Raw genomic sequence first — 22,310 nt, 5'->3', positions numbered from 1 at the left:
GAGCGACAGCGGCTTTCCGGAACATTTCTGCCACCAGGTGCAACAAAGTTTCCGGAGTACTCGCCCCCAGCGAGCCGCCGCGCAGGGGTGCGGTTGCCCGTGAGCTTGCCGGTCGGCAGTCGGCATGCGCGGGGCGAACCCGCCGGTTCGGGGGTTGGCCTCTGAGGTGGTGGGTTGGCGGTCGGCATGCGCGGGGCGAACCCGCCGGTTCGGGGGTTGGCCTCTGAGGTGGTGGGTTGGCGGTCGGCATGCGCGGGGCCAACCTGCCCGCTCGGAGGTTGGCCTCTGAGGTGGTGGGTTCGGGGCTATGAGTGCTTAGGCGGGCGCGTCGGCGACGGGGCCGGCGAGGGCGGTGGTGATGGCGGTGGTGAGGGTGGTGGCCAGGGTTTGGGTTTGGTCTTCGGTGCCTAGTAGGTAGGTCTGGGGGAGCCAGAGGGTGTCGGTGCAGACCTGGTCGGCGTTGGGGCAGTTGGGTTCGGGGTAGGGCTGGCCGAGGCGGTCGGTGATGGCCTGGGCTTCGCGGAGTACGGCGGCGTTGCGGTGCAGGGGTACATAGCCCGGGGAGACTCGGTCGAGGCCTGCGGCGGCCAGGGATTTGAGGGCGGCCTCGCGGCGGCCGGGGGCGGCCAGCGCGGGGACACGGAGCATGAACAGGTGGCGGCCGTGCGCGGTGATCGCGGGGTCGTCCGGAGCGAGGCGTACGCCGTCGACGTCGCTCAACAGATCGGTGAGCAGCCGCGCGTTGCGTTCGCGAATCTCCTGCAGCCGCGGGTGCCGACGGAGCTGCACCCGCAGGATCGCCGCCTGGAACTCGGTCAGCCGCAGGTTGTAGCCGACGACCTCGTGCTGGTACCAGCCGCCACCGGGCACCCGGCCGACATTCACCAGCGAGTACAGGGCGGACGCCAGTTTCGGTGAGTCCGTGAGTACGGCACCACCCTCGCCGGCGGTGATGTTCTTGCTGCTCTGGAAGCTGAACGTCCCGAGGTCGCCGATCGCGCCGACCGGCCGTCCCTTGTACGCCGCGCCGTGCGCCTGCGCCGCGTCCTCGATGACCGCGAGACCGTGCCGCGCACCCAGCGCGGTGAACGCGTCCATGTCCGCCGGCCGCCCGGCGAGGTGAACGACGACGATCGCCTTCGTATGTTCGGTGATCGCGGCCTCGACGGCGGCCGGATCGAGCAGGTGCGTGTCCGGATCCACGTCGGCGAACACCGGTACCGCACCGACGAACAGCGCCGCGGACGCGGTTGCGATGAACGTGTACGGCGGGACGATCACCTCGTCGCCGATGCCGACCCCGGAGGCCCGCAGCGCCACCGCGATGGCCAGCGTCCCGTTGGCGAGGCAGACCGCGTGTTCGGCCTGCTGGTACTCCGCGAACTCCTGCTCGAACGTGGCGACGACGTCCCCGCTGGTGCTGCCCCACTTCCCTGAGTTCAGCACCTCCAGCAGGGCCTTCGCCTCGTCGTCCCCGTACTCCGGCCAGTCCGGCATCATGATGTGATCACCCATCTGTTGTCTCCGGCAACTATGTCAGCGGTCAGTTCGACGAACGTCCGTCCGAGCCGGACGACCTTGCGGGCCGATCCCGTGCCTTCCTTGACGATCGGACCGGCATCGGCGCCCGCCTGGCTGTCCGGTACGGCGAGCAGTACTGCGGCACCTGGCAGAGCTTCGGCGGCCTGCGCCTGCACGGCGAGACCGTCCGGGTGCGGCTCGATCGAGAGCGTGATACCGCGACGGCTCCGCTCCCAGTTGTTGATCCGCGTCGCCGTCCACCACGGCATCCCGCGCCGCCGGGCCTCGTCGGCGAGCTCGATACACGCAGCCCGGGTCGGCGGTCGGAGCAGGAGATGTGGGCCGTGGAAGAGGAAGTGCGCCACCCCGTGCACTGCTTGCGCGCCGTCGAGAATCACGTCCCGTACGGCGGAATGCCCTGCCCAGGCGAGATCCTGCGTGTGCAACGGCAGATTGAGTACGTCGAAGAACCGGTTGCCCTCGGCCACCGGTGCGAGCGGGAACGAGACATGCGCGGCACCGAACAGGAAGCCCACATCGCCTTGTTTACTGGGTCCGCGGGACTCGTCGAGCTGGATACCGAGCCGTTCGCACCACGTGTAGAAGTCTGTCCAGCCCTCCCAGCGCGTGTAGTGGTTCTTGTTCGAGACGATCTGCTCGGTCCCCGTCACGGCCTGCGCCCAGGCGTACTGTGCGCGTATCTGCGGCCAGCCCCACGATGCGAGGTCGGCATCGCCCATCGCGTTGTAATGCAGGGCGTTCTCGTGGCCGGCCGCGGTGATGTCCGCGTGTACGTCGGGGGAGTAGCCGCCCGGGAAGACATGGCACCAGGTGACCTGGACGCCGGCCTCCTCGAACGCATCCAGCGCTGCTCGGCCCTGCTCGTCGATGTTGCCGTCGGAGTCGTGCGACATGTGCGCGACGGCGTCGACGCCGGACGGCCAGTACCAGAGCCACGGGACCGCGGTGCCGGTGTGCTCGGCGGCCCACCACAGGCTCTGGGCGAACAGCGAGCACCACCAGTCGGCCTGCGGCTGGTCGAACATCGGGACGGCGCTCGGCGGTGGATACGTATGCAGGAACGGTTCGACCAGGTCCGGCTCGCCCGGCGGCATCGCGCGGTCGTGCTCGAAACTGAGCACCATCCCGTCTTCGCACTTCAGGAGACCGTCGTCGATCGGCGCCGTGCCGTCGGCAGCAGGTTCGCCGTCGGCGGTGACGGCGTATCCCTGCTGGATCCGGACGATGCTCTGCCACAGATCCACGCCGTACGTCAGCACCACGCCAGCGTCCAGCTGTCTGAGGGCGATCGCCGACCTGCCGTTCAGCCAACGCGCGAGTACGTCGACCTCGCCGTCGCTGAGGTGAGTACCGCCGACCGCGTGCAGTGCAACCGGCGGCCGTGACGACCAGACCGGGCTGTCCTCCAGGGTGACGTGTCCTTCGGTGACCAGGCCTTCTGCAGAGACGCCGGCGAGCGCGGCCAGTGGACCAGGATCGCCTGTCACGATCAGCACGCCACCGTCGCGCACCCACTGTTCGAGCCCGTCAGGCACCGCGTCAGGCGCGGTCGGATAGATCAGCACCTTGGCGTCGTCCGGTGGCGCAGTTTCGGTCACTTGGTACGGGAGCCGAAGATGCCCCAGTACCTCCTTGAGATAGACCCACCAGGCGTCCTGACCCGCCTGGTGGGCCTGCTCTCTGGCCGCCCGGTCGTCAACCACCGCGATCGCGTGTCGTTCTGGCACGGCGACAACCCTGCCGCACGGCTTCGGTATCGGCAAGACCTAAATAGGTGTTATGGACAGACGCAATGACTCAGTGGATGGGTGGCTCGACGTTCACGGTCGGGATCCCGCCGCCGGCCCGCGCAATGATCGCCAAGGAAGGCGCATCGGTCGGGTTGCTCTCGCGGTGGATCGTGAAGGCCGGTACATGCACGAAATCACCGGCCACCGCGTCCAGGTACTCGTCGGAGCCCTCGAACTCGAGCCGCAGGACGCCGGAGACGATGTAGAGACTGCTCTCGTTCTTGTCGTGGTGATGCCAACCAGACATCGCCCCAGGCTCCGTGACAACCTGCCCCGCCCACAAAATCGGCAACTCGAAGGCGCGCATCCGAAGCATGCCGGACGTCGGGTCGGCGGCAACCAACTCACCAGCCTTGATCACACGGACAGGATCAGTCATCCCCTCAGTGTTGCAGGAGGCCCTTCGCTGTGGCGGCGACCTCGGTGTAGACGCCGGGGTCGCCGGGCTGGGCGCAGCCTTGGCCCCAGGAGACGACTCCTAGTAGGCGGCCGTTGAGGACCAGGGGGCCACCGGAGTCGCCCTGGCAGGCGTCGACGCCGCCCTTGAGATACCCGGCGCACACGTTGGTCGCTGCGGTGTACCCGTTGCTGACGTAGCTCTTGTTCGCCAGGCACGTCTTGTCGCCGAGGTCCGGTACGGCGGCCTTCTGCAGCGTCTCGTCCGGCCCGGTGCCCTGCGTGTCGCCCCACCCGTACACCGTCGGCACGGCCCCGGCGCTGTCCGCCCGGGACCGCGTCTCGAGCGGCAGCACCGGCACCCCGATGAACGGCTTGGCCAGGGTGAGTACGGCGATGTCGTACCGCTTGTCCGTGGTGTTGTAGCGCGGGTCGACCCACGCCTTGCTGATCGCGGACACCCGCCCGACCGAGTCGTCTGCGAGGTTGGCGCGGCCCTGCACCGCGTAGTACGTGGAGACGGCCTCGTCCATGCAGTGTGCGGCGGTGACGATCTTGTTCGGCGCGACCAGGGCGGCGCCGCAGTACCGCCCGCTCGACGACGTGGACTGGGTGGTGTTCAGCGCGATCACCCACGGCGCCTCGCTGACCCCGGTCACCGTGCCGCCGACGATGCACGGCTTGGCGCCCGCAGTCATAGTCAGCAGCGCGGCAGCAGCGAACAGTACTCCCCGTGAGAATCTCATCACTGTAGGTTAGGGCACGATCGGTGCCTGCAGACTGCCGTACCTCTCCATGCGCTGCCAGCGCAGCCTGGTACCGGCCAGTGCGGTGAAGACCGACTGGATCACTACGAGGTACATCAGCTGCCGGTAAACGAACTGCTGCAGCGGGAGCGTCCACAGCGGACCGGCCCGCTCGCCGTCCAGCCGGAACGCGTAGAACCCCATGCCCAGCTGCAGCAGTACGAAGGCGGCCCACACGCCCAGCACCCGCACCGGGTTGAGGAACACCAGGCCGTAGATCGCGAACACGTCAACCACCGGTGCGAGCAGCGGCAGCAGGACCTGGAAGAGCATCAGGTACGTCAGACCGCGCCGGCCGAACTTCCCGGCCCGGCCGCGCTGCACCATCGCGCCCCGGTGCTTCCACATCGCCTGGAGGGTGCCGTAGCACCAGCGGTACCGCTGACGCCACAGGGCGCCCATCGAGGCAGGGGCCTCGGTCCACGCCACCGCGCTCTCCTCGTAGACCACGCGCCACCCGTCCCGGCACAGCGCCATCGTCAGGTCGGTGTCCTCGGCCAGCGTCACGTCGCTGAGCCCGCCGATGCGTTCCAGCGCCGTACGTCGGAACGCGCCGACTGCGCCCGGTACGGTCGGCATGCACTCCGCGAGGTCGAACAGCCGCCGGTCCAGGTTGAACCCGATCACGTACTCGATGTGCTGCCAGCGACCGAGCAGACCGCGGCGGTTGCCCACCTTGGCGTTCCCAGAGACCGCTCCGACCGCAGGATGCCCGAACGGCTGGATGAGCTTGCGTACCGCGTCCGGCTCGAACACTGTGTCGCCGTCGACCATCACGACCAGCTCGAACCGGGCCGCCTTCAGCCCGGTGTTGAGCGCGACCGGCTTGCCGGCGTTCACCTGCCGGATCACGCGTACGCCGGGCAGGTGCAGCGATTCGACGAGGTCCGCCGTACCGTCCGTGGAGCCGTCGTCGACGACGATCACCTCCAGCGGATGGTCGGACGCGATCAGCGACCGGATCGCCGCCTCGATCCCCGCGCTCTCGTTGTACGCCGGAACGATGACGCTGACCGGCTCGGTCACCGGTGGCCCGTAGGTCCAGCCGCGCATCTTCGCGTGCCGGCGGGCGGCGACGACCGTGGTGATCGCCCGCAGCACGCTCAGCGCACCGGCGGCGTACAAGAGCCAACCGATGACGGTCAGGACCCAGTTGCTGATCCGCAGCACCCAGATGACCGCGAGGCCGCGGACGCGCTCCAGCAGGCCGGACTTCTGCGTCGGGTCCGGAAGGCCGACCGCCTCGCTGACCGTGTCGAACCGGAAGCCACGAGCCTTCAGCCGGGGGAGCAGCCTGGTCAGAGCCTCGATGGTCTGGCCACGGTCGCCACCTGCGTCGTGCATGAGCAGCACCTGTCCCGCAGTGCTGCGTGGCATCGAGTTGGCGATCACCTGCTCGACCCCTGGCCGCCGCCAGTCCTCACTGTCCTGGCTGGACAGTACGGCCAGGTATCCGGCGGCACGGATCTCCTGCAGTGCCTTCCAGTCGCGGTCGGTCAGTTCACTCGGCTCGGAGGAGTACGGCGGCCGGATGAGTGTCGTACTGACACCTGTGGCACCGGCGAGGATCAGCTGGCTCTGCCGGAGCTCCAGCGCCCGCCGCCACGAGGAGGCGGTCGACAGGTTCGCGTGCGTGAACGTGTGCACCGCAATCTGGTGGCCTTCGGCAACGATCCGGCGGGCCAGTTCCGGGTGCGCCGCGACCGCGGTGCCGACGACGAAGAAGGTCGCGTGCACGTGCTGCTCGCGGAGCAGGTCGAGGACCTTGGGCGTCCAGACCGGGTCGGGGCCGTCGTCGAACGTGAGTGCGATGGTGCGGGCGTGCGGCGCCACCGATCGGGGCGCGCCGGAGCCTGCGTCGATCACCGGACCGCCGGTCGCGATCTGCCGCGGTACGTTCCCGGACCCGCCGGGCGACCTGACCGCGCCGTCCGGCTCCGCGCCGAACATGTGGTGCGTGTAGCCGTTCAGCAGCAGCATGGTCGACAGGCAGACCAGCAACATGGTCAGGACGATCCAGTGCGTACGCAGCGGTACCTGTTTGGCCCGCCGCGCGACCGGGCGGCTCACGGCTGCGTGGGCGTCTTGGTCTTGCCGGGTGGGGTGGTCGGCTTCTTGCCGTGGTTCGTGGAGGTGGTCGTCGCAGTCGGCGCGGTGGTCGTGGTGGTCGTTGTCGGCGCCGTCGTCGGCGCAGTGGTGCTGGGCGGCGCGGTGATCGGGACGACTGTCGGTACGGCGGTCGGCGGCACCGGCGGGACGATCGTCGTACTGCCGACGGTCGGAGGTGCTGTGGCCGGCGCAGTCGGAGCGGTCGTGCTCGTGCTCGACGACGGTGAGGTCGACGAACCGTCGGTCGGGGAGCTCATGCCCGTGCTCGACTGCTCGGACGGGTCGCTGCCCGGAGTGGCCGAATCGTCACCCGGAGTCGGGGTCTGTACTGCCGCCTCGACGGCCGGCGTGGTCGGGTGGTGCTTGGCTTTGGCGTTGTCGGGCAGCGGGATCAACGGCGTGTCCATCTGTGGCCCACCGAGCAGGCTACTGGCCATGAGCACCAGGTAACCGACGGTAGGCACGGCGAGGAGAGCGCCGGTTCTGCGGATGGTTCTACGGCGACGTCCGGTCGAGTCCAGGAAGACCGCTCGGCGAGGGGAGGGCGGTGTCACAAGCGTGGGAGCTTAGCCGAACCGAGCGGAAATTGGGACGTTCCAACTATTGCAGGTTGTTGCAATCCCTTGGTCGGTGAATTCTCGGAAGCGAAACACCCCGCCGTGCAGTGCCTGGGGGTAGGGGTGGCTACTGTCGTCTGGTGCAGAAATGGCCTGGTCGTCCTTACCCTCTCGGTGCCACGTACGACGGCTCCGGGACGAACTTCGCGGTGTTCTCGGAGGTTGCCGAACGAGTTGACCTGTCGCTGCTCGGCGACGACGGGACGGAACAGTTGGTGCAGCTGACCGAGGTGGACGGTTTCGTGCACCACGGGTACCTCCCGGGCGTCCAGCCCGGCCAGCAGTACGGCTTCCGGGTGCACGGGCCGTACAACCCGGCCGAGGGGCACCGGTGCAACCCGTCCAAGCTGCTCCTGGACCCGTACGCGAAGGCTGTCGACGGGCAGATCGACGGTGACGAGTCGCTGTTCAGCTACCGGTTCGGCCAGCCGGACGAGCTGAACACCATGGACAACCGCGAGCACACCATGGTCTCGGTGGTGACCAACCCGTTCTTCGACTGGGGCACCGACCGCCCGCCGGGGCACGCGTACCACGAGACGGTGATCTACGAGGCGCACGTCAAGGGCCTCACCAAGACCCACCCGGGGCTGCCGGAGAACATCCGCGGCACGTACGCCGGGATCGGCCACCCGGCGGTCATCGAGCACCTCAAGGAGCTCGGGGTGTCCGCGATCGAGCTGATGCCGGTGCACCAGTTCGCGCAGGACGGGCACCTGCAGGAGCTCGGCCTGTCGAACTACTGGGGCTACAACACGATCGGCTTCTTCGCACCGCACAACGCCTACTGCTCGACCGGGACCCGCGGTCAGCAGGTGACCGAGTTCAAGACGATGGTGAAGGCGCTGCACGAGGCGGACATCGAGGTGATCCTCGACGTCGTCTACAACCACACCGCCGAGGGGAACGAGTTCGGCCCGACGCTGTCGTTCAAGGGCATCGACAACGCGGCCTACTACCGGCTGGTCGACCAGGACAAGACGCACTACTACGACACCACCGGCACCGGCAACAGCCTGCTGATGCGGCACCCGCACGTCCTGCAGCTGATCATGGACTCGCTGCGCTACTGGGTGACCGAGATGCACGTCGACGGCTTCCGCTTCGACCTGGCGGCCACGCTGGCCCGGCAGTTCCACGAGGTGGACCGGCTGTCGGCGTTCTTCGAGATGGTCCAGCAGGACCCGGTGGTGAGCCAGGTGAAGCTGATCGCCGAGCCGTGGGACGTCGGCGACGGCGGCTACCAGGTCGGCAACTTCCCGCCGCTGTGGACCGAGTGGAACGGCAAGTACCGCGACACCGTCCGGGACTACTGGCGCGGCGAGAAGTCCACGCTCGCCGAGTTCGCGTCCCGGCTGACCGGCTCGTCCGACCTGTACCAGGACGACAGCCGCCGGCCGCTGGCGAGCATCAACTTCATCACCGCGCACGACGGCTTCACCCTGCGCGACCTGGTCTCGTACAACGAGAAGCACAACGAGGCGAACGGCGAGGGCGGCAACGACGGCGAGAGCTTCAACCGCTCCTGGAACTGCGGCGCCGAGGGCCCGACCGACGACCCCGAGGTGCTGCGGCTGCGCGCCAAGCAGGAGCGGAACTTCCTGACCACCCTGCTGATCTCGCAGGGCGTGCCGATGATCGCCCACGGCGACGAGCTCGGCCGGACGCAGCGCGGCAACAACAACGTCTACTGCCAGGACAACGAGCTCGCCTGGATCGACTGGGAGCTGGACGAGCCGCAGAAGCACCTGCTCGAGTTCACCCGGTCGCTGGTCAAGCTGCGCAACAACCACCCGGTCCTGCGCCGGCGCCGGTTCTTCCACGGTGACACCGGCGTCGACGGCCTCGGCGACCTGGTGTGGTTCACGCCGAACGGCACCGAGATGCAGAACGGTGACTGGCAGCGCGACGACGCCCGCGCGATGGCGGTCTTCCTGAACGGCGACGCGATCTCCGAGCCGGACCCGCGCGGCGAGCCGGTGGTCGACGACTCGTTCATGGTGCTGCTCAACGGCAACTTCGAACCGGTCGACTTCCTGCTGCCACCGGAGGAGTACGGCGAGGGCTGGACGGTGGTGGTGGACACGACGACCAGCACGGGCGCCGGCCCTGAGGAGCCGCATCCGGCGGGCAGCACGGTCCAGCTGGAGGCCCGCAGCACGGTGATCCTGACCCGTCCGAGGCAGGCTGCCGGATGAGGGGGGTCCCGCAGGCCACCTACCGGTTCCAGCTCCGCGCCGAGTTCGGTTTCGACGACGCGGCCGCGGTGGTCCCGTACCTGGCGAGCCTCGGGATCTCCCACGCGTACCTGTCGCCCATCCTCCAGGCTGCGCCCGGTTCGACCCACGGGTACGACGTGGTGGACCACAGCCGCCTGTCGGAGCCGATGGGCGGCCGGCCCGCGTTGGATAACCTCTCGGCCCGGCTCACCGAGCACCGCATGGGTGCCGTCGCGGACGTCGTCCCGAACCACGTCGCCGTACCGACGCCGGAGAGCCTGAACAAGGCGCTGTGGTCGGTGCTGCGGCTCGGGCCGGGTTCGCAGTACGCGGACTGGTTCGACGTGGACTGGGGTGCGGGCAACCAGCCGCTGCTGATGGCGGTGCTCGGTCACCGGATCGGCAAGGTGCTGGCCGACGGTGAGCTGTCGGTCGACGGCGACGTGCTGCGGTACTACGAGCACGAGTACCCGCTGCGCCCGGGGACGGAGGCGCTGCCGCTGGAGGAGCTTGTCACCGAGCAGTGGTACCGCCTGGCGCACTGGCGGGTCGCTGACGAGGAGCTGAACTACCGGCGGTTCTTCGACGTCGACACGCTCGCCGCAGTACGGCAGGAGACGCAGGAGGTCTTCGACGCGACGCATCAGCTCCTGCTGGCGCTGCTGCACGAGGGCAAGCTGAACGGATACCGCATCGACCACCCGGACGGCCTGGCCGATCCCCGTGGGTACCTGCGCCGGCTGGCCGAGCGCACCGGCGGCGCATGGGTCGTGGTGGAGAAGATCCTTGAAGGCGACGAGGAGCTGCCGCGCGACTGGCCCTGCGCCGGCACTACCGGGTACGACGCTCTGCTGCGCGTCGGCGGACTGTTCATCGACCCCGCGGGTGCTGCACCGCTGTCGGCGCTGCACTCCGAGTTGACCGGTGCGCCGGCCGACTTCGCGCCGGTGGTTGAGGAGGCGAAGCGGGAGATCGTCCAGCACGGTCAGTACGCCGAGGTGCATCGCCTGGTCGAGTTGATGGCCCGCATCTGCCAGGACGACGTTCGGCTGCGTGACCACACCAGGCGGTCGTTCCATGCGGTCGTGGCCGAGCTGCTCGTCCACTTCGACATCTACCGCGCGTATGTCGTACCAGGTGAGCCGGCCCCGGCGTCGGCGGTGGCCGCGCTGGAGCGGGCGGCCGAGAAGGCCCGGGCCAACCTCGACGAGGACCGGCAGGCCACGCTGGACGTCGTACTGCACCTGCTGCTCGGCCGGGAGACCAGCACGATCGACGAGCAGGCGCGGGCCGAGCTGATCGTACGGTTCCAGCAGACGTGCGGTCCGGTGATGGCCAAGGGCATCGAGGACACCGCGTTCTACCGGTGGCTGCGGCTCACGTCGCTCAACGAGGTCGGTGGGGACCCGGAGCACTTCGGCGTCTCGCCGGAGGAGTTCCACGCGTACGCCTCCCGGCTGAACAAGCACTGGCCGAAGACGATGACCACGCTGTCCACACACGACACCAAGCGCTCCGAGGACGTACGTGCACGCCTCGGTGTGCTGTCCGAGCAACCCGCGGCGTGGTCCGAGGCTGTCCGCGAGTGGCGCCGCCTGTCCGAGGAGCACCGCAGCCCACTACTGGACGGCAGCACGGAGTACCTGTTCTGGCAGACGCTCTTCGGCACCTGGGACGACGGCCCGCTCGCCGAGGACCGGCTGCAGGCCTACCTGCTCAAGGCGATCCGTGAGGCCAAGCGACTGACCTCCTGGACGTCTCCGGACGAGGAGTACGAGCAGACGGTGGCGGGGTTCGCTAAAGCAGTCCTGCAGGACAAGACAGTGCTGGACTCGGTACGCCGCTTCGCGGACGACCAGACCGGCTACGTACGCGCAGCAACGCTCGGGCAGAAGCTGGTGCAGTTGACGATGCCCGGCGTACCGGATGTGTACCAGGGCACCGAGCTGGTCGACCTGTCCCTTGTGGACCCGGACAACCGGCGTGAGGTCGACTACCAGCAGCGCATCGAGCGGCTGCAGCGGCTGGACGCTGGAGGCAAGCCGCAGGACCTGTCCGACGAGAAGCTGCTGGTGACGTCCCGTGCGTTGCGGATCCGTCGCCAGTACGCAGATGCCTTTGCTGGCAGTTACACGCCACTGCCGACGTCGAACGGGCACGCGGTCGCGTATGCGCGTGGCGACGCGGTCATCACGGTGGCGACCCGGTTGCCCGCAGCACTGCAGCGGCTCGGTGGCTGGGGCGAGAGCACTGTCGTGCTGCCGAGTGGCCAGTGGAAGAACGTACTGACCGGCCGCGAGGTCGCCGGTGCCGCCCGGATCGACGACCTGCTGAGCGATCTGCCGGTCGCGCTGCTGGTCAGGAGCTGACATGCACACCTTCCGCGTCTGGGTGCCAACGGCAACGAACGTCGATCTGGTCCTGCGCGACGGCGTACTGCCGATGCGCTGGGCCCACGACGGCTGGTGGGAACGACAGGTGGCGGAAGCGCACCACGGCACCGACTACGCGTACTCCATCGACGGCAGCGACCCACTGCCCGATCCACGCAGTGCCTGGCAGCCCGACGGCGTCCACGGGTTCAGCAGGGTGTTCGACGCGGACCGCCACGAGTGGACGGACGACAGCTGGACTGGCCGGGACGCTCGCGGCGCCGTGTTCTACGAGCTGCACATCGGTACGTTCACGCTCGAAGGCACGCTGGACGCGGCCGCCGAGCACCTGGACTACCTGGCGGTGCTGGGCGTCGAGGTGGTCTCGCTGCTGCCGGTCGCGGCGTTCCCCGGTGTCCACGGCTGGGGGTACGACGGCGTCGACCTGTACGCGGTGCACGCCCCGTACGGCGGCCCGGAGGCGCTGCAGCGGTTCGTCGACCGCTGTCATGACGCCGGGCTGGCTGTCTGTCTCGACGTGGTCTACAACCACCTGGGCCCGAGCGGGAACTACCTCGACAAGTTCGGTCCGTACTTCACCACGCGGCACTCCACGCCGTGGGGCCCGGCCGTCAACCTGGACGACACCGGGAGCTCCGAGGTACGCCGGTGGATCTGCGACAACGCGCTGCGCTGGTTCCGCGACTTCCACTTCGACGTACTGCGACTTGATGCCGTCCACGCACTCGTCGACGACAGCCCGACGCACCTGCTCCAGCAGCTGTCCACGGAGACCGCCGCGCTGTCCAGAGAGCTCGGACGGCCGCTGGGCCTCGTAGCGGAGTCGGACCTGAACGATCCGCGCACGGTGGACCCGGTGTCCGATGGCGGGATGGGGATGACCGCGCAGTGGAGCGACGACTTCCACCACGCGCTGCACTCGCTGCTGACCGGTGAGCGCTTCGGGTACTACGTGGACTTCGGCGATCCTGCGGTGTTCGCGAAGACACTGACCAAGGTGTTCCTGCACGACGGCACGTACTCCACGTTCCGGCACAAGCTGTGGGGGCGGCCGGTCGATCCGCGGACGCATCGCGGCAGCCAGTTCCTCGCGTACACGTCCAACCACGACCAGATCGGCAACCGGGCGCTCGGTGACCGTCCCGCGTTGACCCCGGGGCAGTTGGCGATCGGCGCCGCGCTCGTGCTCACGTCGCCGTACACGCCGATGCTCTTCATGGGTGAGGAGTGGGGTGCCTCGACGCCGTGGAGGTTCTTCACGGACTTCACCGAGCCGGCGCTGGCCGATGCGGTGCGGACGGGGCGGCGGCGGGAGTTCGCGGAGTTCGGCTGGGACGCGGACGAGATCCCGGACCCGCAGGATCCGCAGACGTGGCGCAGTTCGGTGCTCGACTGGTCGGAGCCCGACGACGAGCCGCATCGGGAGCTGCTCGCCTGGTACCGGCATCTGCTCACGTTCCGGGCGCGGATGCCGGAGTTGCGCGACGACCGGCTCGAGTCCGCCGGGGTCGCGTTCGATCCGGCCGGCGGCTGGCTGGTGGTGAGCCGCGGCAGCCTGCGGGTGGTCGCGAACCTGGCCGCCGAGGAGGCGCTGGTGCCGGTCGACCGGGGCGATCCGCTCGGCACGGAGTACCTGGTGATGTCGTTCGCCGGAGCCGAGGTGACCGACGCCGGAGTGCGGTTGCCGGGTCACGGCGTAGCGATCGTCGCCGTGTGAGAGTTACCAACGCCCCACGTTTGTCGATCAAATCAACACAAGCCAGCGTTCACCGGTGTTGATCCGTGGTGATTTCCGGAATCGCTTGTGGCCACGGTCCACGTGGCGGACCGTGGAGAGGCCAGCAGGGCCGGGGGGTTACCACGGGAGGACCGGATGACCGTCGGAGGCGTCGACACCTACTACGACTACGAGGACAAACAGTGGAAGAGCCGGAAACTGGGTGGCGGCCCGATCCGCCGCGGCCCCGTCTGTCCGGCCCCACGCCCGACTGATCGCACCGTCGAGCACACCGCGGGCGACAACCACCGCCCATCCGCACACCAGGACATCCCCAAGCACACCCTCAACTGAACCCACCAAACCGGTGACAGGGCCCGCCAGACCAGGCCACCGGGATCGGCCTCTCAGCCGGCGGCGGTGGTTACGTCGTCGGCCAGGAGGGCGCGGAGTTCTTCGAGGGTGGGGCGGCGGCCCAGCGTGCGCAGGCGTTGCGACTGGGCTTTCCGGATCGCTTCGACCAGGCGGCGGGCCTCGCGCGCGTTGCCGAAGTTGGGGCCGCCCGCGATCCGGTCGAAGTACGACGTCAGCGGTCCGCCGGCCGCCGGGTCCAGGAGATAGTCGCCCCCGGCAACCATTCGGTCGGTGATCAGCAGCAGCTCCGCGGCGGTGTAGTTCTCGAACTCGATGGTCTTGGAGAACCGGGATGCCAGGCCGGGGTTCGCGGCCAGGAAGCCGGTCATCTCGACGGTGTACCCGGCGACGATGATCGCGATCTCGTCGCGGTGGTCCTCCATCAGCTTGACCAGCGCGTCGATCGCCTCCTGCCCGTAGTCGCCGTCGGCCCCGCGCGACAGGGTGTACGCCTCGTCGATGAACAGCACGCCGCCGAGCGCCTTCTCGAACACCTGCGCGGTCTTCTCCGCGGTATGCCCGATGTACTGACCCACCAGATCCCGCCGCGACACCTCGACGAACCCTCCGTCGGGCAGCGCACCGAGCGCCTTCAGCAGCTTCCCGTACAGCCGCGCCACGGTCGTCTTCCCGGTCCCCGGTGCGCCCGCGAAGATCAGGTGATGGCTGACCGCGCCGATCGACAGGCCCGCGGACCGGCGCCACTCGTTCACCTGGATCTCGTCGACGAGCGCGCGGACCTCGGCCTTGACCGCGGGCAGTCCAACCATCGCGTCGAGCTCGGCGAGCAGGTCGTCGACGGGTCCGTTCTCGACCGCGGCCGTACTCTCCTCGACCACGTCGACCGTGCTGCCCGCCGCGACCGACAGCGCGGGCTCTGCGGTGTTCGAGGCGCGCAGTCCCTCGACCGTCCCACCACAGCCGGCCGCGAAGGTGATCGCGGGTCCTCGGGTGTCGTGGATCTGCGGCCGGCGCAGCACGGGCATACTGCCATGGGCGACGCCGATACCTTCCGCGCCGGTCCGGGCGACCTCGACGTCGACGAGCTCCGGACGGCTGTACTGGTAGCTGTACACGCCGCGTCCGCCGCAGCCGCTGACGACGCAGCCGCGAATCAGCGGATCGGCGCCCAGGGCAACGACTATGCCGTCGCCGGTGACCTCGCGGACGGTGGTGTCCAGGATCTGCCCGCCGGCGCCTTCGACCACGATCCCGGTCTCCGCGCCGCTCACGGTGCAGCGCTCGATGCTGAACGACGTACTCGCATGCACGCTGATCGCCGGCCGCGTCTTCCCCATGACGGCGCAGTGCGAAAGTGTCAGCGCCGTACGGTCGACGGAGACCGCGACGCCTTCACTCGCACGGATCTCCAGGCCGCGCACGGTCAGTGCGCCGTCGACAGCGCGGATCGTCGGCCAGTCGGCACCTGACCCGTCCAGTACGACGGTTGCGCCGTCCTCGGCTTGCAGCGTGACCGTCCGACCGGTGAGCTCGAGCGTCTCGGCGTACGTCCCGGCAGCGATCGCCACCGTGGCTCCGTCCGGCGCCTCGAGGAGAGCGGAGCCGATCGTGCGGTACGCGCCGGGACGATCGGCCGCGACGGTCAGGGTCCTCATGACGCGCGCTCTAGCAACCAGCCGCGGTCTGCTGCCTTGACGCCGGCCTGGAAACGGCTACGGGCGCCGAGCCGGTTCATGATCTGCGCGACCATTCGCCGGACCGTACGGACCGAGATGTCCAGGTGTGCCGCGGCCACCTCGTCGGTCGCGCCGAGTGCCAGCAGCCGGAGCATCTCCTGCTCCCGCAGCGACAGGTCGGCCTCGTCCGGCAGGTCGCGGTCGGCCAGCGGCACGGCGTCCGGCCAGATCCGCTCGAACAACTCCAGAGCGGTCGCGACCACGCTCGTCAGTCGCAGTACGGCGACGCTGCCGTTCGCGGTGTCGGCGGGCAGCACGACGACCGAGCCGTCGATGACGATCGCGTTCATCGGCACCTGCGGGATCGTCCGTACGGCGACGCCGGCCACCGACAGTGCGCCGAGGTGCCGGCCGACGGTCGGCGTGGTGCGTGCGTGATCGGGGAAGATCGCCCGGTAGCGCACGCCGTGCTTGACCTCGCGCGGCCCGAATGTCGGCCCCGCCGGAGTCAGCGTGCTCATCGCAATCACTTCGTTCTCAGCGGACGCAAGCAGTTCCGCAAGCCCGCTGTGCGCAGGGACCTGCTGAAATCCAGTGGGTCGGTTGAGCATCGTGACGGTCATGGGGCCTCCCGGCCTGGACTGAGGAGCGGAGGGAGCGGAGCGACTGGAGCGACGAGGGAAGGCCGGGAGGTCGAGCCCCATGACCCGCCGCGCCGGAGGCATGGCAAGGTGCACAGTCATAGCTTGACCCCCAAGGGAAGGGTGGCGGCTACGCCGGTGGCGTGGCGGCCGTCTAGGCGTTCTGGCTCGACGCCGAAGGAGCGGGCCAGTGTGGTGAGGACGGAGAACGCCGTGTCCAGCGTCGCCGGGTGTGAGGCGGCGAGCCGGAGGACGACGTCGTGGCGGGTGGAGGTCGAGGTGACGGTGACGGCGATGGTCTGTGCGGCGCCGGTGCCGGTTCCGAGCAGGGTGCCGATCAACGCCTGTGTAGTTGCTGCAGGCAAGGATGCGGATCCGGCCAGCCGGACGCACAGCTGCCGTACCGGGCCGCAGGACCAGGAGGCCCAGCGTTCGTGGATCTGGCCGCGGCCCGCGTTCGCGTGCGCCAGTGCGCCGAGCGACGCCAGCAGGTCGGACTCGTCGAGCGGCATGCTCTCGACCTGCTCGCGGTCGAACCGCCGGACCAGTCGGCGGACCGTGTTCGCCAGCACCTGCCGCAGCTGCTCGTCGGTCGCGATGTCCGGTGTCCGCTCGGCCGCGATCGCGATCCATGCCCGCGGCGGCTGGTTCTGCTTCACCCCGGTGTGCAGGACGAGCTGTACGTCGATGCCGACCGGCTGCTCGTCGGTCGCCTCGGCGAACGACCCGAACTGCGGCAGCAGCCGATGGTGCATGTCCGGCCCGAGCCGCAACGCGACGCTCGCTCCCGCAGGCCGGCTGAGGACGCCGTACGGCTGCTCGCGGACGATCACCCGATCGGTCGAGGTCCGGCCCTGGAACGTACTGACCAGCCGGATCGCGAGGTCGTCGCCGAGGTCGTGCCGACGACGACGGACCAGGAACAGCAGCAGCACACCGACCCAGCGGTACAGCCACGAACCGCGGACGCGGACCGCGGTGAGCAGGATCAGCGAGACGGCCGCGACCGAGGTCAGGACCAGGATGGTCCGGGAGCCGCTGGTCGACGCGCCGATCGCGACGACGGCCAGCTGCCAGCACACGATCTGCCCGACATGGATCGCCTTGTCCGGGCGCTCGACAGAGTCCGCGGACGGTGCGGGAGCGGCCGGCTCGTCGTTCAGGCGCAACTTCGGCTTGGACGGTTCGGCCGATCCCACGGAGGCGACCAGCGTCCGCGGCTGCTGCACCCGGGGCTGAACCAGCGCGGTCCCGACCGCGGTCGCCTGCGGGATGGTCGCCGTGGAACCGCCGTACTCCGACCCGCCCTCCGCCCGGGGCGCGGAGCCGTAGGCGGCCGCTCTCATGCGACCAGCTCCGCTTTCGGGCCGGCGGCGACCAGCAGCTGGTTCGCGTGATCGCGAACGACCGCGAGCATTTCGAACCGGCCCGGTGCCGGTTCGGCGACCAGGTTGAGGTCCATCAGCTGGTCGATCATCAACTCGGCCTCGGACTGGCTGACGCCGGCAACCCGAGCCGCCTGGCGGAGATCGAAGCGCGGGCTCATCCCGATCAGCCGGTACAGCCGCTGGACGGGACCGGGGAGCGTGTCGTACGCGGTGTCGAAGCGGGCCAGTACTTCGGCCAGCGCCTGGCAGCGCGCCGTCTGTTCCTCGAGGCGGGCAGCCATCCGCGTGACGGTCCACGGCTGCCGGTTGCGCAGCCGCTCGACCAGGTGCCGGAGCGCTCCAGGATGACCGCCGCAGGAGGACAGGATCTGCTCGATGTCGGTGAACCGTGCGGCGTCGTCCGGCGCGAGTACGTCGAGTGTCAGCGCGGCCGTCCGGTCCAGGTCGGAGAGCCGGCGGCGGCTGATCACGAGCACCAGCGCGTTCGGGTCGTTCGGCAGCAGGTGCCGGACCTGGTCGGCGTGCTCGACGTTGTCCAGGATCAGCAGGCCGGTCGCGAACGGCGCCGCCAAGGACGCCGACCGGTTCAGGTCGACGTACTGCTGGGTCTCGAATCCGGAGGCGGCGGCGACCTCGAGTGCGAACGCGGTCTTGCCGATGCCAGGAATCCCGTCGATCGTGACCACTCCGGTCGCGCCGCGCAGCGCCCGCAGCTCGGGTCCGCGAGCGATGAACCCGCGCACCCGCGGCGGCAGGTTCGAGGTCACCGGCGGCACCGGCGTCGCCAGGACCGCAGGCGACTCCTCACTGAGGATCTGCTGATGCAGCGCGGTCAGTTCGGCACCAGGCTCGATGCCGAGGTCGCGGACCAGCGCGGTCCGCGCTCGCTGGTACGCGGCCAGCGCGTCGTGCCGGCGGCCCACCTGGCGGTACGCCGTCATCAGCCGCGCCCAGGCCAGCTCGCGCAGCGGCTCCTCCTCGGTGAGCGCCCGCAGTACAGCGATCGCCTCGGCGGGCCGCTCCAGCAGCAGTTGGGCATCCGCGAGGTCCTCGCGCAGCGCCCGGTGCAGCTCGGTGAGCCGGTCGACCGCGGAGGTCGCGTCGGCGGTCAGGCCGTCGTACGGCGCACCGCGCCAGAGGCCAAGCGCCTCCTGGACGACCCGTACCGCGTGGCCGGCGTCCTTGTGGGTGAGCAGGTCCCGCGCCTCGTCGCACAGGGCGGCGGCGACGTCCGCGTCCAGCTCACCGGGCAGGACGTGTACCCGGTACGCGCCAGGGCGGCTCTCGATCCGCTCCTCGGGCAGCGAGCGGCGCAGCTGCCAGACGTACGTCTTGAGGTTGTTCTGGGCGGACGCCGGCACGTCCCGGCCCGCCCAGACCGCGTCGACGAGTTGCTCGGTGCTGACCCAGGCGTTGCGGTGCAGCAGGAGCAGTGTCAGTACGGTTGCGGGCTTGCCGCCGCAGAGGTCCAGCGGGTGCCCGTCCGGGCCGTCGACCTCGAGCGGGCCGAGGACCCGGAAGCTCAACCGGTCCGGTGAGTGCGCTGCGTGACCGTTCATGACACATACGATCCGGGGGGACGATGACATTTCGATGACACGCGAGGTTGACCGTGCGGGTACTGGTGGTAGAGGACGACGAGGAGCTCCAGGTGGCCGTCCCGGCGGCGCTCCGCTCCGCCAAGCTCGCCGTCGACCTGGCGGTGGACATCGCGGCCGCGGACGAGGCGCTGTTCGTGAATGCGTACGACTGCGTGGTCTTCGACCGGATGTTCGAGATCGACGGCCGCAAGGTCGACTCGCTGGAGTACGTCGGCCGCCGCCGCAAGGAGGGCTGGACGGTCCCGGTACTGTTCCTGACCGGACGGGACACGCTGGCCGATCGGGTGGACGGCTTCGAGCACGGTGGCGACGACTACCTGATCAAGCCGTTCGCGGTCGAGGAACTGATCGTCCGGGTGCTCAGCCTGGTGCGCCGGGGTCCCACGATCCGGCCGCCGATCATCCGGCACGCAGACGTGGAGCTCGACACTGCGCGGCGTACGGTGCACCGGGCCGGCGTACTGCTGACGCTGCGAGGCAAGGAGTTCTGCGTGCTCGAGTACCTGATGTCGCGGCCCGAGCAGCTGGTCACGCGCGCCCAGCTGATCGAGCACTGCTGGGACGGCGACGGCCCGATGTCGAACGCCGTCGACGTCACGATCACCCGCCTGCGGAACCGGCTGCGCGGCGGCCCGGACCTGATCCAGGCTGTCCGCGGCCAGGGGTACAGGCTGGTCAACCCCGGACAGGCGCGGTGAGGGCCGGATGAGCCGGCGTGGGATGCGCGGTCCGTCCGCGGACAACCTGCGCCGGTTGCGCTGGTGGCTCACGGTCCTGTTCACCGCGATCAACACCGTCGCGCTGATCATCCTGGCGCCGGTCATCATCATCCTGGACGCGCAACGTACCGACGCCCAGCTGGACAACAACCTCAGCGTGGTCGTCGAGCCCGTACTGCGGCTCATCGACGAGCACAACGACGCCCTCGTCACGGCCCGCGTCCCGGCCGACCCGCTGACCGCCGACTGCCCCGATTTCGCTGTCATGCCAGGGCGACCGAGCGACTTTCCCGCACGGTTCAGTACCCGTGGCTGCGTCAAGGTCGACCAGCAACTGCTTGCCGGAATCACTGCGGACGCAGTGCGCGACGGCGTCCAGGTGTCGGCCGACAAGAAGGCGTTGAACGGTGACCCGATCCGGGTCGCGGCGAAGCCGTTCAAGGATTCCAGCAACCAGTACGTGGGCGCCGTCGTGGCCTGGGAGAACACTCAGCCGCAGGCGGATCGGCACCAGAAGCTGACGATCGCCGTACTGGTCGTCTGCGCGATCCTGATCGGGGCCGCCGCGCTGCTCAGCTACTGGCTGTCCGGCCGCGCGATCCGTCCTGCGATGGCCGCGCTGGAGCAGCAGGAGACGCTCCTCGCCGAGACCGCGCACGATCTCCGTACGCCGGTTGCCGCGCTCCGCGCCCTGGCCGAGACCGCTGCCCGCGACCCAGAACAACGTGCGGAGCTGCTCCCGCGGACTGTACGGCTGGCCGGACGGATGGGCGACATCATCGACGGTCTGCTCGTTCGGGCACGATTGGCGGCCGGAGTCGAACACCTCGCGATGCAGCCGGTCTGGCTGGATCAGCTGGTCGCGGGCGTCGTCGAGGACCTGCCGACCGAGGGCGCGCGGTTCTCGCTGGTGACCGCGCCGACGATGGTCAAGGCCGATCCGACGCTGCTGCAGCGGGCGATCGGCAACGTCCTCGGGAACGCGATGCGGCACGGTCGCACACCGGGCGCCGACCAGGCGATCATCACGGTCACGGTCGCCGACGGGCGGATCACGGTCGCGGACCAGGGGCCGGGCATCGATCCGGCGGTCGGCGCGGACCTGTTCGACCCGTACACGACCGGCGACGGCACGACCGGCACGACCGGTGGTGGCTCGACCGGGCTCGGGTTGTCGATCGTGCGCTGGGTCGTGCTCGCGCACGGCGGTGACCTGAAGGTCTACAACGCCGACGAGGGCGGCGCGATCTTCGAGATCCAGCTGCCTACTGTCCAGTAGTAGACCGGTTCTGGACAGCGGATGGACCAGGGCTGAGTAGGGTCACGGAGTGCAGTCCGGCGTACACAGGGGAGTTACATGAGCGCGACCATTCCGCCTGGTGAGGCTTACCGGTTGGTGGCGGACAATCTGGCGAAGGTGATTCACGGGAAGCCTGAGGTGATCCGGCTGGCGCTGACCGCGCTGTTCGCCGAGGGGCACCTGCTGATCGAGGACGTACCGGGGCTCGGCAAGACCACACTCGCCCGGTGCATCGCGCGCAGCATCGACGCCAGCTGGAACCGCATCCAGTTCACCCCGGATCTGCTGCCCGGCGACATCACCGGCGTCATGGTGTACCACCAGGGCAACGAGTCGTTCGAGTTCCACCCAGGCGGCATCTTCGCGAACGTGGTGGTCGCCGACGAGATCAACCGCGGTACGCCGAAGACGCAGTCCGCGCTGCTCGAGGTGATGGCCGAGCGCCGCGTCACGGTCGACTCGAACACCCGCGCCGTCCCGGACCCGTTCCTGGTGATCGGCACCCAGAACCCGATCGAGATGGAGGGCACCTACCGGCTGCCCGAGGCCCAGCTCGACCGGTTCCTGATGCGGATCGAGATCGGCTACCCCGACCACGACGCCGAGGTCCGGATCGTGCTCGGCGACACCGGCCGGGTCGGGCCCGATTCGCTCAGCCCGGTCATCGACGTGCCGGCATTGCAGAACGCGATCGCCGCGGTCCGGTCGGTCCACGTGGATCCCGCGATCAGTTCGTACGCCGTGAAGCTTGCCGCCGCGACCCGCGAGCACACCGCGGTCCGGTACGGAGCGAGCCCACGCGGCAGCATCGCCCTGGTGCGAGCGGCCCGCGCGTTCGCCGCCACCGACGGGCGTGCGTTCACCACGCCCGACGACGTGAAGCAGGTCGCGCAGCCGGTCCTCGCGCACCGTCTGGTGCTGACGCCCGACGCCGAGCTGAGTCAACGACCTCCGTCGTCGGTGGTGGACGAGGTGCTCTCCGCCGTACCGGCACCGACGGCCGGCACCACCGCGAGCTGAG

At 69.4% G+C, this 22,310-nt stretch carries 17 protein-coding genes; 7 read left to right on the top strand and 10 right to left on the bottom strand.

The window, feature by feature from the left end; translation table 11 throughout:
• Positions 1–315 precede the first annotated feature (315 nt).
• The 6 genes from ACGFI6_RS30645 to ACGFI6_RS30620 form a co-directional block, all read right to left on the bottom strand.
• Entirely contained in the window at positions 316–1,515 is a 1,200-nt protein-coding gene (locus ACGFI6_RS30645) for a DegT/DnrJ/EryC1/StrS family aminotransferase (RefSeq protein ID WP_393124644.1), read from the bottom strand.
• Positions 1,497–3,269, bottom strand: coding sequence for a hypothetical protein (locus ACGFI6_RS30640; protein ID WP_393124642.1), 1,773 nt, complete (start codon positions 3,267–3,269; stop codon positions 1,497–1,499). The genes ACGFI6_RS30645 and ACGFI6_RS30640 overlap by 19 nt, the downstream gene beginning before the upstream one ends.
• A gap of 70 nt (positions 3,270–3,339) precedes the next feature.
• Positions 3,340–3,711: a cupin domain-containing protein gene (locus tag ACGFI6_RS30635; protein WP_393124640.1), complete on the bottom strand. Its 372-nt coding sequence runs from the start codon at positions 3,709–3,711 to the stop codon at positions 3,340–3,342.
• Between the two features lie 4 nt (positions 3,712–3,715).
• A complete protein-coding gene (locus ACGFI6_RS30630) occupies positions 3,716–4,474 on the bottom strand; it encodes a S1 family peptidase (RefSeq protein WP_393124638.1) in 759 nt (252 codons plus the stop codon).
• A 9-nt stretch (positions 4,475–4,483) separates the two neighbouring features.
• Entirely contained in the window at positions 4,484–6,604 is a 2,121-nt protein-coding gene (locus tag ACGFI6_RS30625) for a bifunctional polysaccharide deacetylase/glycosyltransferase family 2 protein (RefSeq protein WP_393124636.1), read from the bottom strand.
• Positions 6,601–7,080 (bottom strand): hypothetical protein, encoded by a 480-nt coding sequence (locus tag ACGFI6_RS30620; RefSeq protein WP_393124634.1) that lies wholly within the window; start codon positions 7,078–7,080, stop codon positions 6,601–6,603. The genes ACGFI6_RS30625 and ACGFI6_RS30620 overlap by 4 nt, the downstream gene beginning before the upstream one ends.
• Before the next feature lie 260 nt (positions 7,081–7,340).
• Between ACGFI6_RS30620 and glgX the strand changes: the two genes are divergently transcribed.
• The 4 genes from glgX to ACGFI6_RS30600 all read left to right on the top strand — a co-directional run bounded on the left by glgX (position 7,341) and on the right by ACGFI6_RS30600 (position 13,943).
• Positions 7,341–9,458 (top strand): glycogen debranching protein GlgX, encoded by a 2,118-nt coding sequence (gene glgX / locus ACGFI6_RS30615; protein WP_393124632.1) that lies wholly within the window; start codon positions 7,341–7,343, stop codon positions 9,456–9,458.
• Entirely contained in the window at positions 9,455–11,848 is a 2,394-nt protein-coding gene (gene treY, locus ACGFI6_RS30610; RefSeq protein ID WP_393124630.1) for a malto-oligosyltrehalose synthase, read from the top strand. Before glgX ends, treY begins: the two co-directional genes overlap by 4 nt.
• Position 11,849: 1 nt before the next feature.
• Entirely contained in the window at positions 11,850–13,589 is a 1,740-nt protein-coding gene (gene treZ, locus ACGFI6_RS30605) for a malto-oligosyltrehalose trehalohydrolase (RefSeq protein ID WP_393124628.1), read from the top strand.
• 156 nt (positions 13,590–13,745) lie between these two features.
• Positions 13,746–13,943: a hypothetical protein gene (locus tag ACGFI6_RS30600; RefSeq protein WP_393124626.1), complete on the top strand. Its 198-nt coding sequence runs from the start codon at positions 13,746–13,748 to the stop codon at positions 13,941–13,943.
• Between the two features lie 53 nt (positions 13,944–13,996).
• On the opposite strand, the gene ACGFI6_RS30595 is transcribed toward ACGFI6_RS30600, so the two are convergent.
• The 4 genes from ACGFI6_RS30595 to ACGFI6_RS30580 all read right to left on the bottom strand — a co-directional run bounded on the left by ACGFI6_RS30595 (position 13,997) and on the right by ACGFI6_RS30580 (position 19,228).
• Positions 13,997–15,619, bottom strand: coding sequence for an AAA family ATPase (locus tag ACGFI6_RS30595; protein WP_393124624.1), 1,623 nt, complete (start codon positions 15,617–15,619; stop codon positions 13,997–13,999).
• A complete protein-coding gene (locus tag ACGFI6_RS30590; protein WP_393124623.1) occupies positions 15,616–16,161 on the bottom strand; it encodes a LuxR C-terminal-related transcriptional regulator in 546 nt (181 codons plus the stop codon). Before ACGFI6_RS30590 ends, ACGFI6_RS30595 begins: the two co-directional genes overlap by 4 nt.
• 218 nt (positions 16,162–16,379) lie before the next feature.
• Positions 16,380–17,627: a hypothetical protein gene (locus ACGFI6_RS30585; RefSeq protein WP_393124622.1), complete on the bottom strand. Its 1,248-nt coding sequence runs from the start codon at positions 17,625–17,627 to the stop codon at positions 16,380–16,382.
• Positions 17,624–19,228, bottom strand: coding sequence for a BTAD domain-containing putative transcriptional regulator (locus tag ACGFI6_RS30580; protein WP_393124621.1), 1,605 nt, complete (start codon positions 19,226–19,228; stop codon positions 17,624–17,626). Before ACGFI6_RS30580 ends, ACGFI6_RS30585 begins: the two co-directional genes overlap by 4 nt.
• Before the next feature lie 53 nt (positions 19,229–19,281).
• Between ACGFI6_RS30580 and ACGFI6_RS30575 the strand changes: the two genes are divergently transcribed.
• The 3 genes from ACGFI6_RS30575 to ACGFI6_RS30565 all read left to right on the top strand — a co-directional run bounded on the left by ACGFI6_RS30575 (position 19,282) and on the right by ACGFI6_RS30565 (position 22,309).
• Positions 19,282–19,968 carry a response regulator transcription factor gene (locus tag ACGFI6_RS30575; protein WP_393124620.1) on the top strand — a complete coding sequence of 229 codons (687 nt, stop codon included), beginning with the start codon at positions 19,282–19,284 and terminating at the stop codon, positions 19,966–19,968.
• A gap of 7 nt (positions 19,969–19,975) precedes the next feature.
• The gene (locus ACGFI6_RS30570) at positions 19,976–21,268 is read left to right on the top strand and encodes a sensor histidine kinase (protein ID WP_393124619.1); all 1,293 of its coding nucleotides are present in this window, start codon (positions 19,976–19,978) and stop codon (positions 21,266–21,268) included.
• A gap of 78 nt (positions 21,269–21,346) precedes the next feature.
• The gene (locus tag ACGFI6_RS30565; protein WP_393124617.1) at positions 21,347–22,309 is read left to right on the top strand and encodes an AAA family ATPase; all 963 of its coding nucleotides are present in this window, start codon (positions 21,347–21,349) and stop codon (positions 22,307–22,309) included.
• The last annotated feature ends 1 nt before the right edge of the window (position 22,310 follow it).

The sequence above is a fragment of the Kribbella sp. NPDC048928 genome (assembly GCF_043197975.1).
GTDB lineage: Bacteria > Actinomycetota > Actinomycetes > Propionibacteriales > Kribbellaceae > Kribbella.
The sequence above is the reverse complement of the archived record's forward strand: the minus strand, read 5'-3'. Positions and strand labels throughout refer to the sequence as shown.

What these genes read in the sequence shown, in the direction of transcription:
- ACGFI6_RS30645 (WP_393124644.1), bottom strand. Translation starts at nt 1,515, where the DNA reads ATGGGTGATCACATCATGATGCCGGACTGGCCGGAGTACGGGGACGAC.
- ACGFI6_RS30635 (WP_393124640.1), bottom strand. Translation starts at nt 3,711, where the DNA reads ATGACTGATCCTGTCCGTGTGATCAAGGCTGGTGAGTTGGTTGCCGCC.
- ACGFI6_RS30630 (WP_393124638.1), bottom strand. Translation starts at nt 4,474, where the DNA reads ATGAGATTCTCACGGGGAGTACTGTTCGCTGCTGCCGCGCTGCTGACT.
- ACGFI6_RS30620 (WP_393124634.1), bottom strand. Translation starts at nt 7,080, where the DNA reads ATGGCCAGTAGCCTGCTCGGTGGGCCACAGATGGACACGCCGTTGATC.
- treY (WP_393124630.1), top strand. Translation starts at nt 9,455, where the DNA reads ATGAGGGGGGTCCCGCAGGCCACCTACCGGTTCCAGCTCCGCGCCGAG.
- treZ (WP_393124628.1), top strand. Translation starts at nt 11,850, where the DNA reads ATGCACACCTTCCGCGTCTGGGTGCCAACGGCAACGAACGTCGATCTG.
- ACGFI6_RS30600 (WP_393124626.1), top strand. Translation starts at nt 13,746, where the DNA reads ATGACCGTCGGAGGCGTCGACACCTACTACGACTACGAGGACAAACAG.
- ACGFI6_RS30595 (WP_393124624.1), bottom strand. Translation starts at nt 15,619, where the DNA reads ATGAGGACCCTGACCGTCGCGGCCGATCGTCCCGGCGCGTACCGCACG.
- ACGFI6_RS30590 (WP_393124623.1), bottom strand. Translation starts at nt 16,161, where the DNA reads ATGAGCACGCTGACTCCGGCGGGGCCGACATTCGGGCCGCGCGAGGTC.
- ACGFI6_RS30585 (WP_393124622.1), bottom strand. Translation starts at nt 17,627, where the DNA reads ATGAGAGCGGCCGCCTACGGCTCCGCGCCCCGGGCGGAGGGCGGGTCG.
- ACGFI6_RS30580 (WP_393124621.1), bottom strand. Translation starts at nt 19,228, where the DNA reads ATGAACGGTCACGCAGCGCACTCACCGGACCGGTTGAGCTTCCGGGTC.
- ACGFI6_RS30570 (WP_393124619.1), top strand. Translation starts at nt 19,976, where the DNA reads ATGAGCCGGCGTGGGATGCGCGGTCCGTCCGCGGACAACCTGCGCCGG.
- ACGFI6_RS30565 (WP_393124617.1), top strand. Translation starts at nt 21,347, where the DNA reads ATGAGCGCGACCATTCCGCCTGGTGAGGCTTACCGGTTGGTGGCGGAC.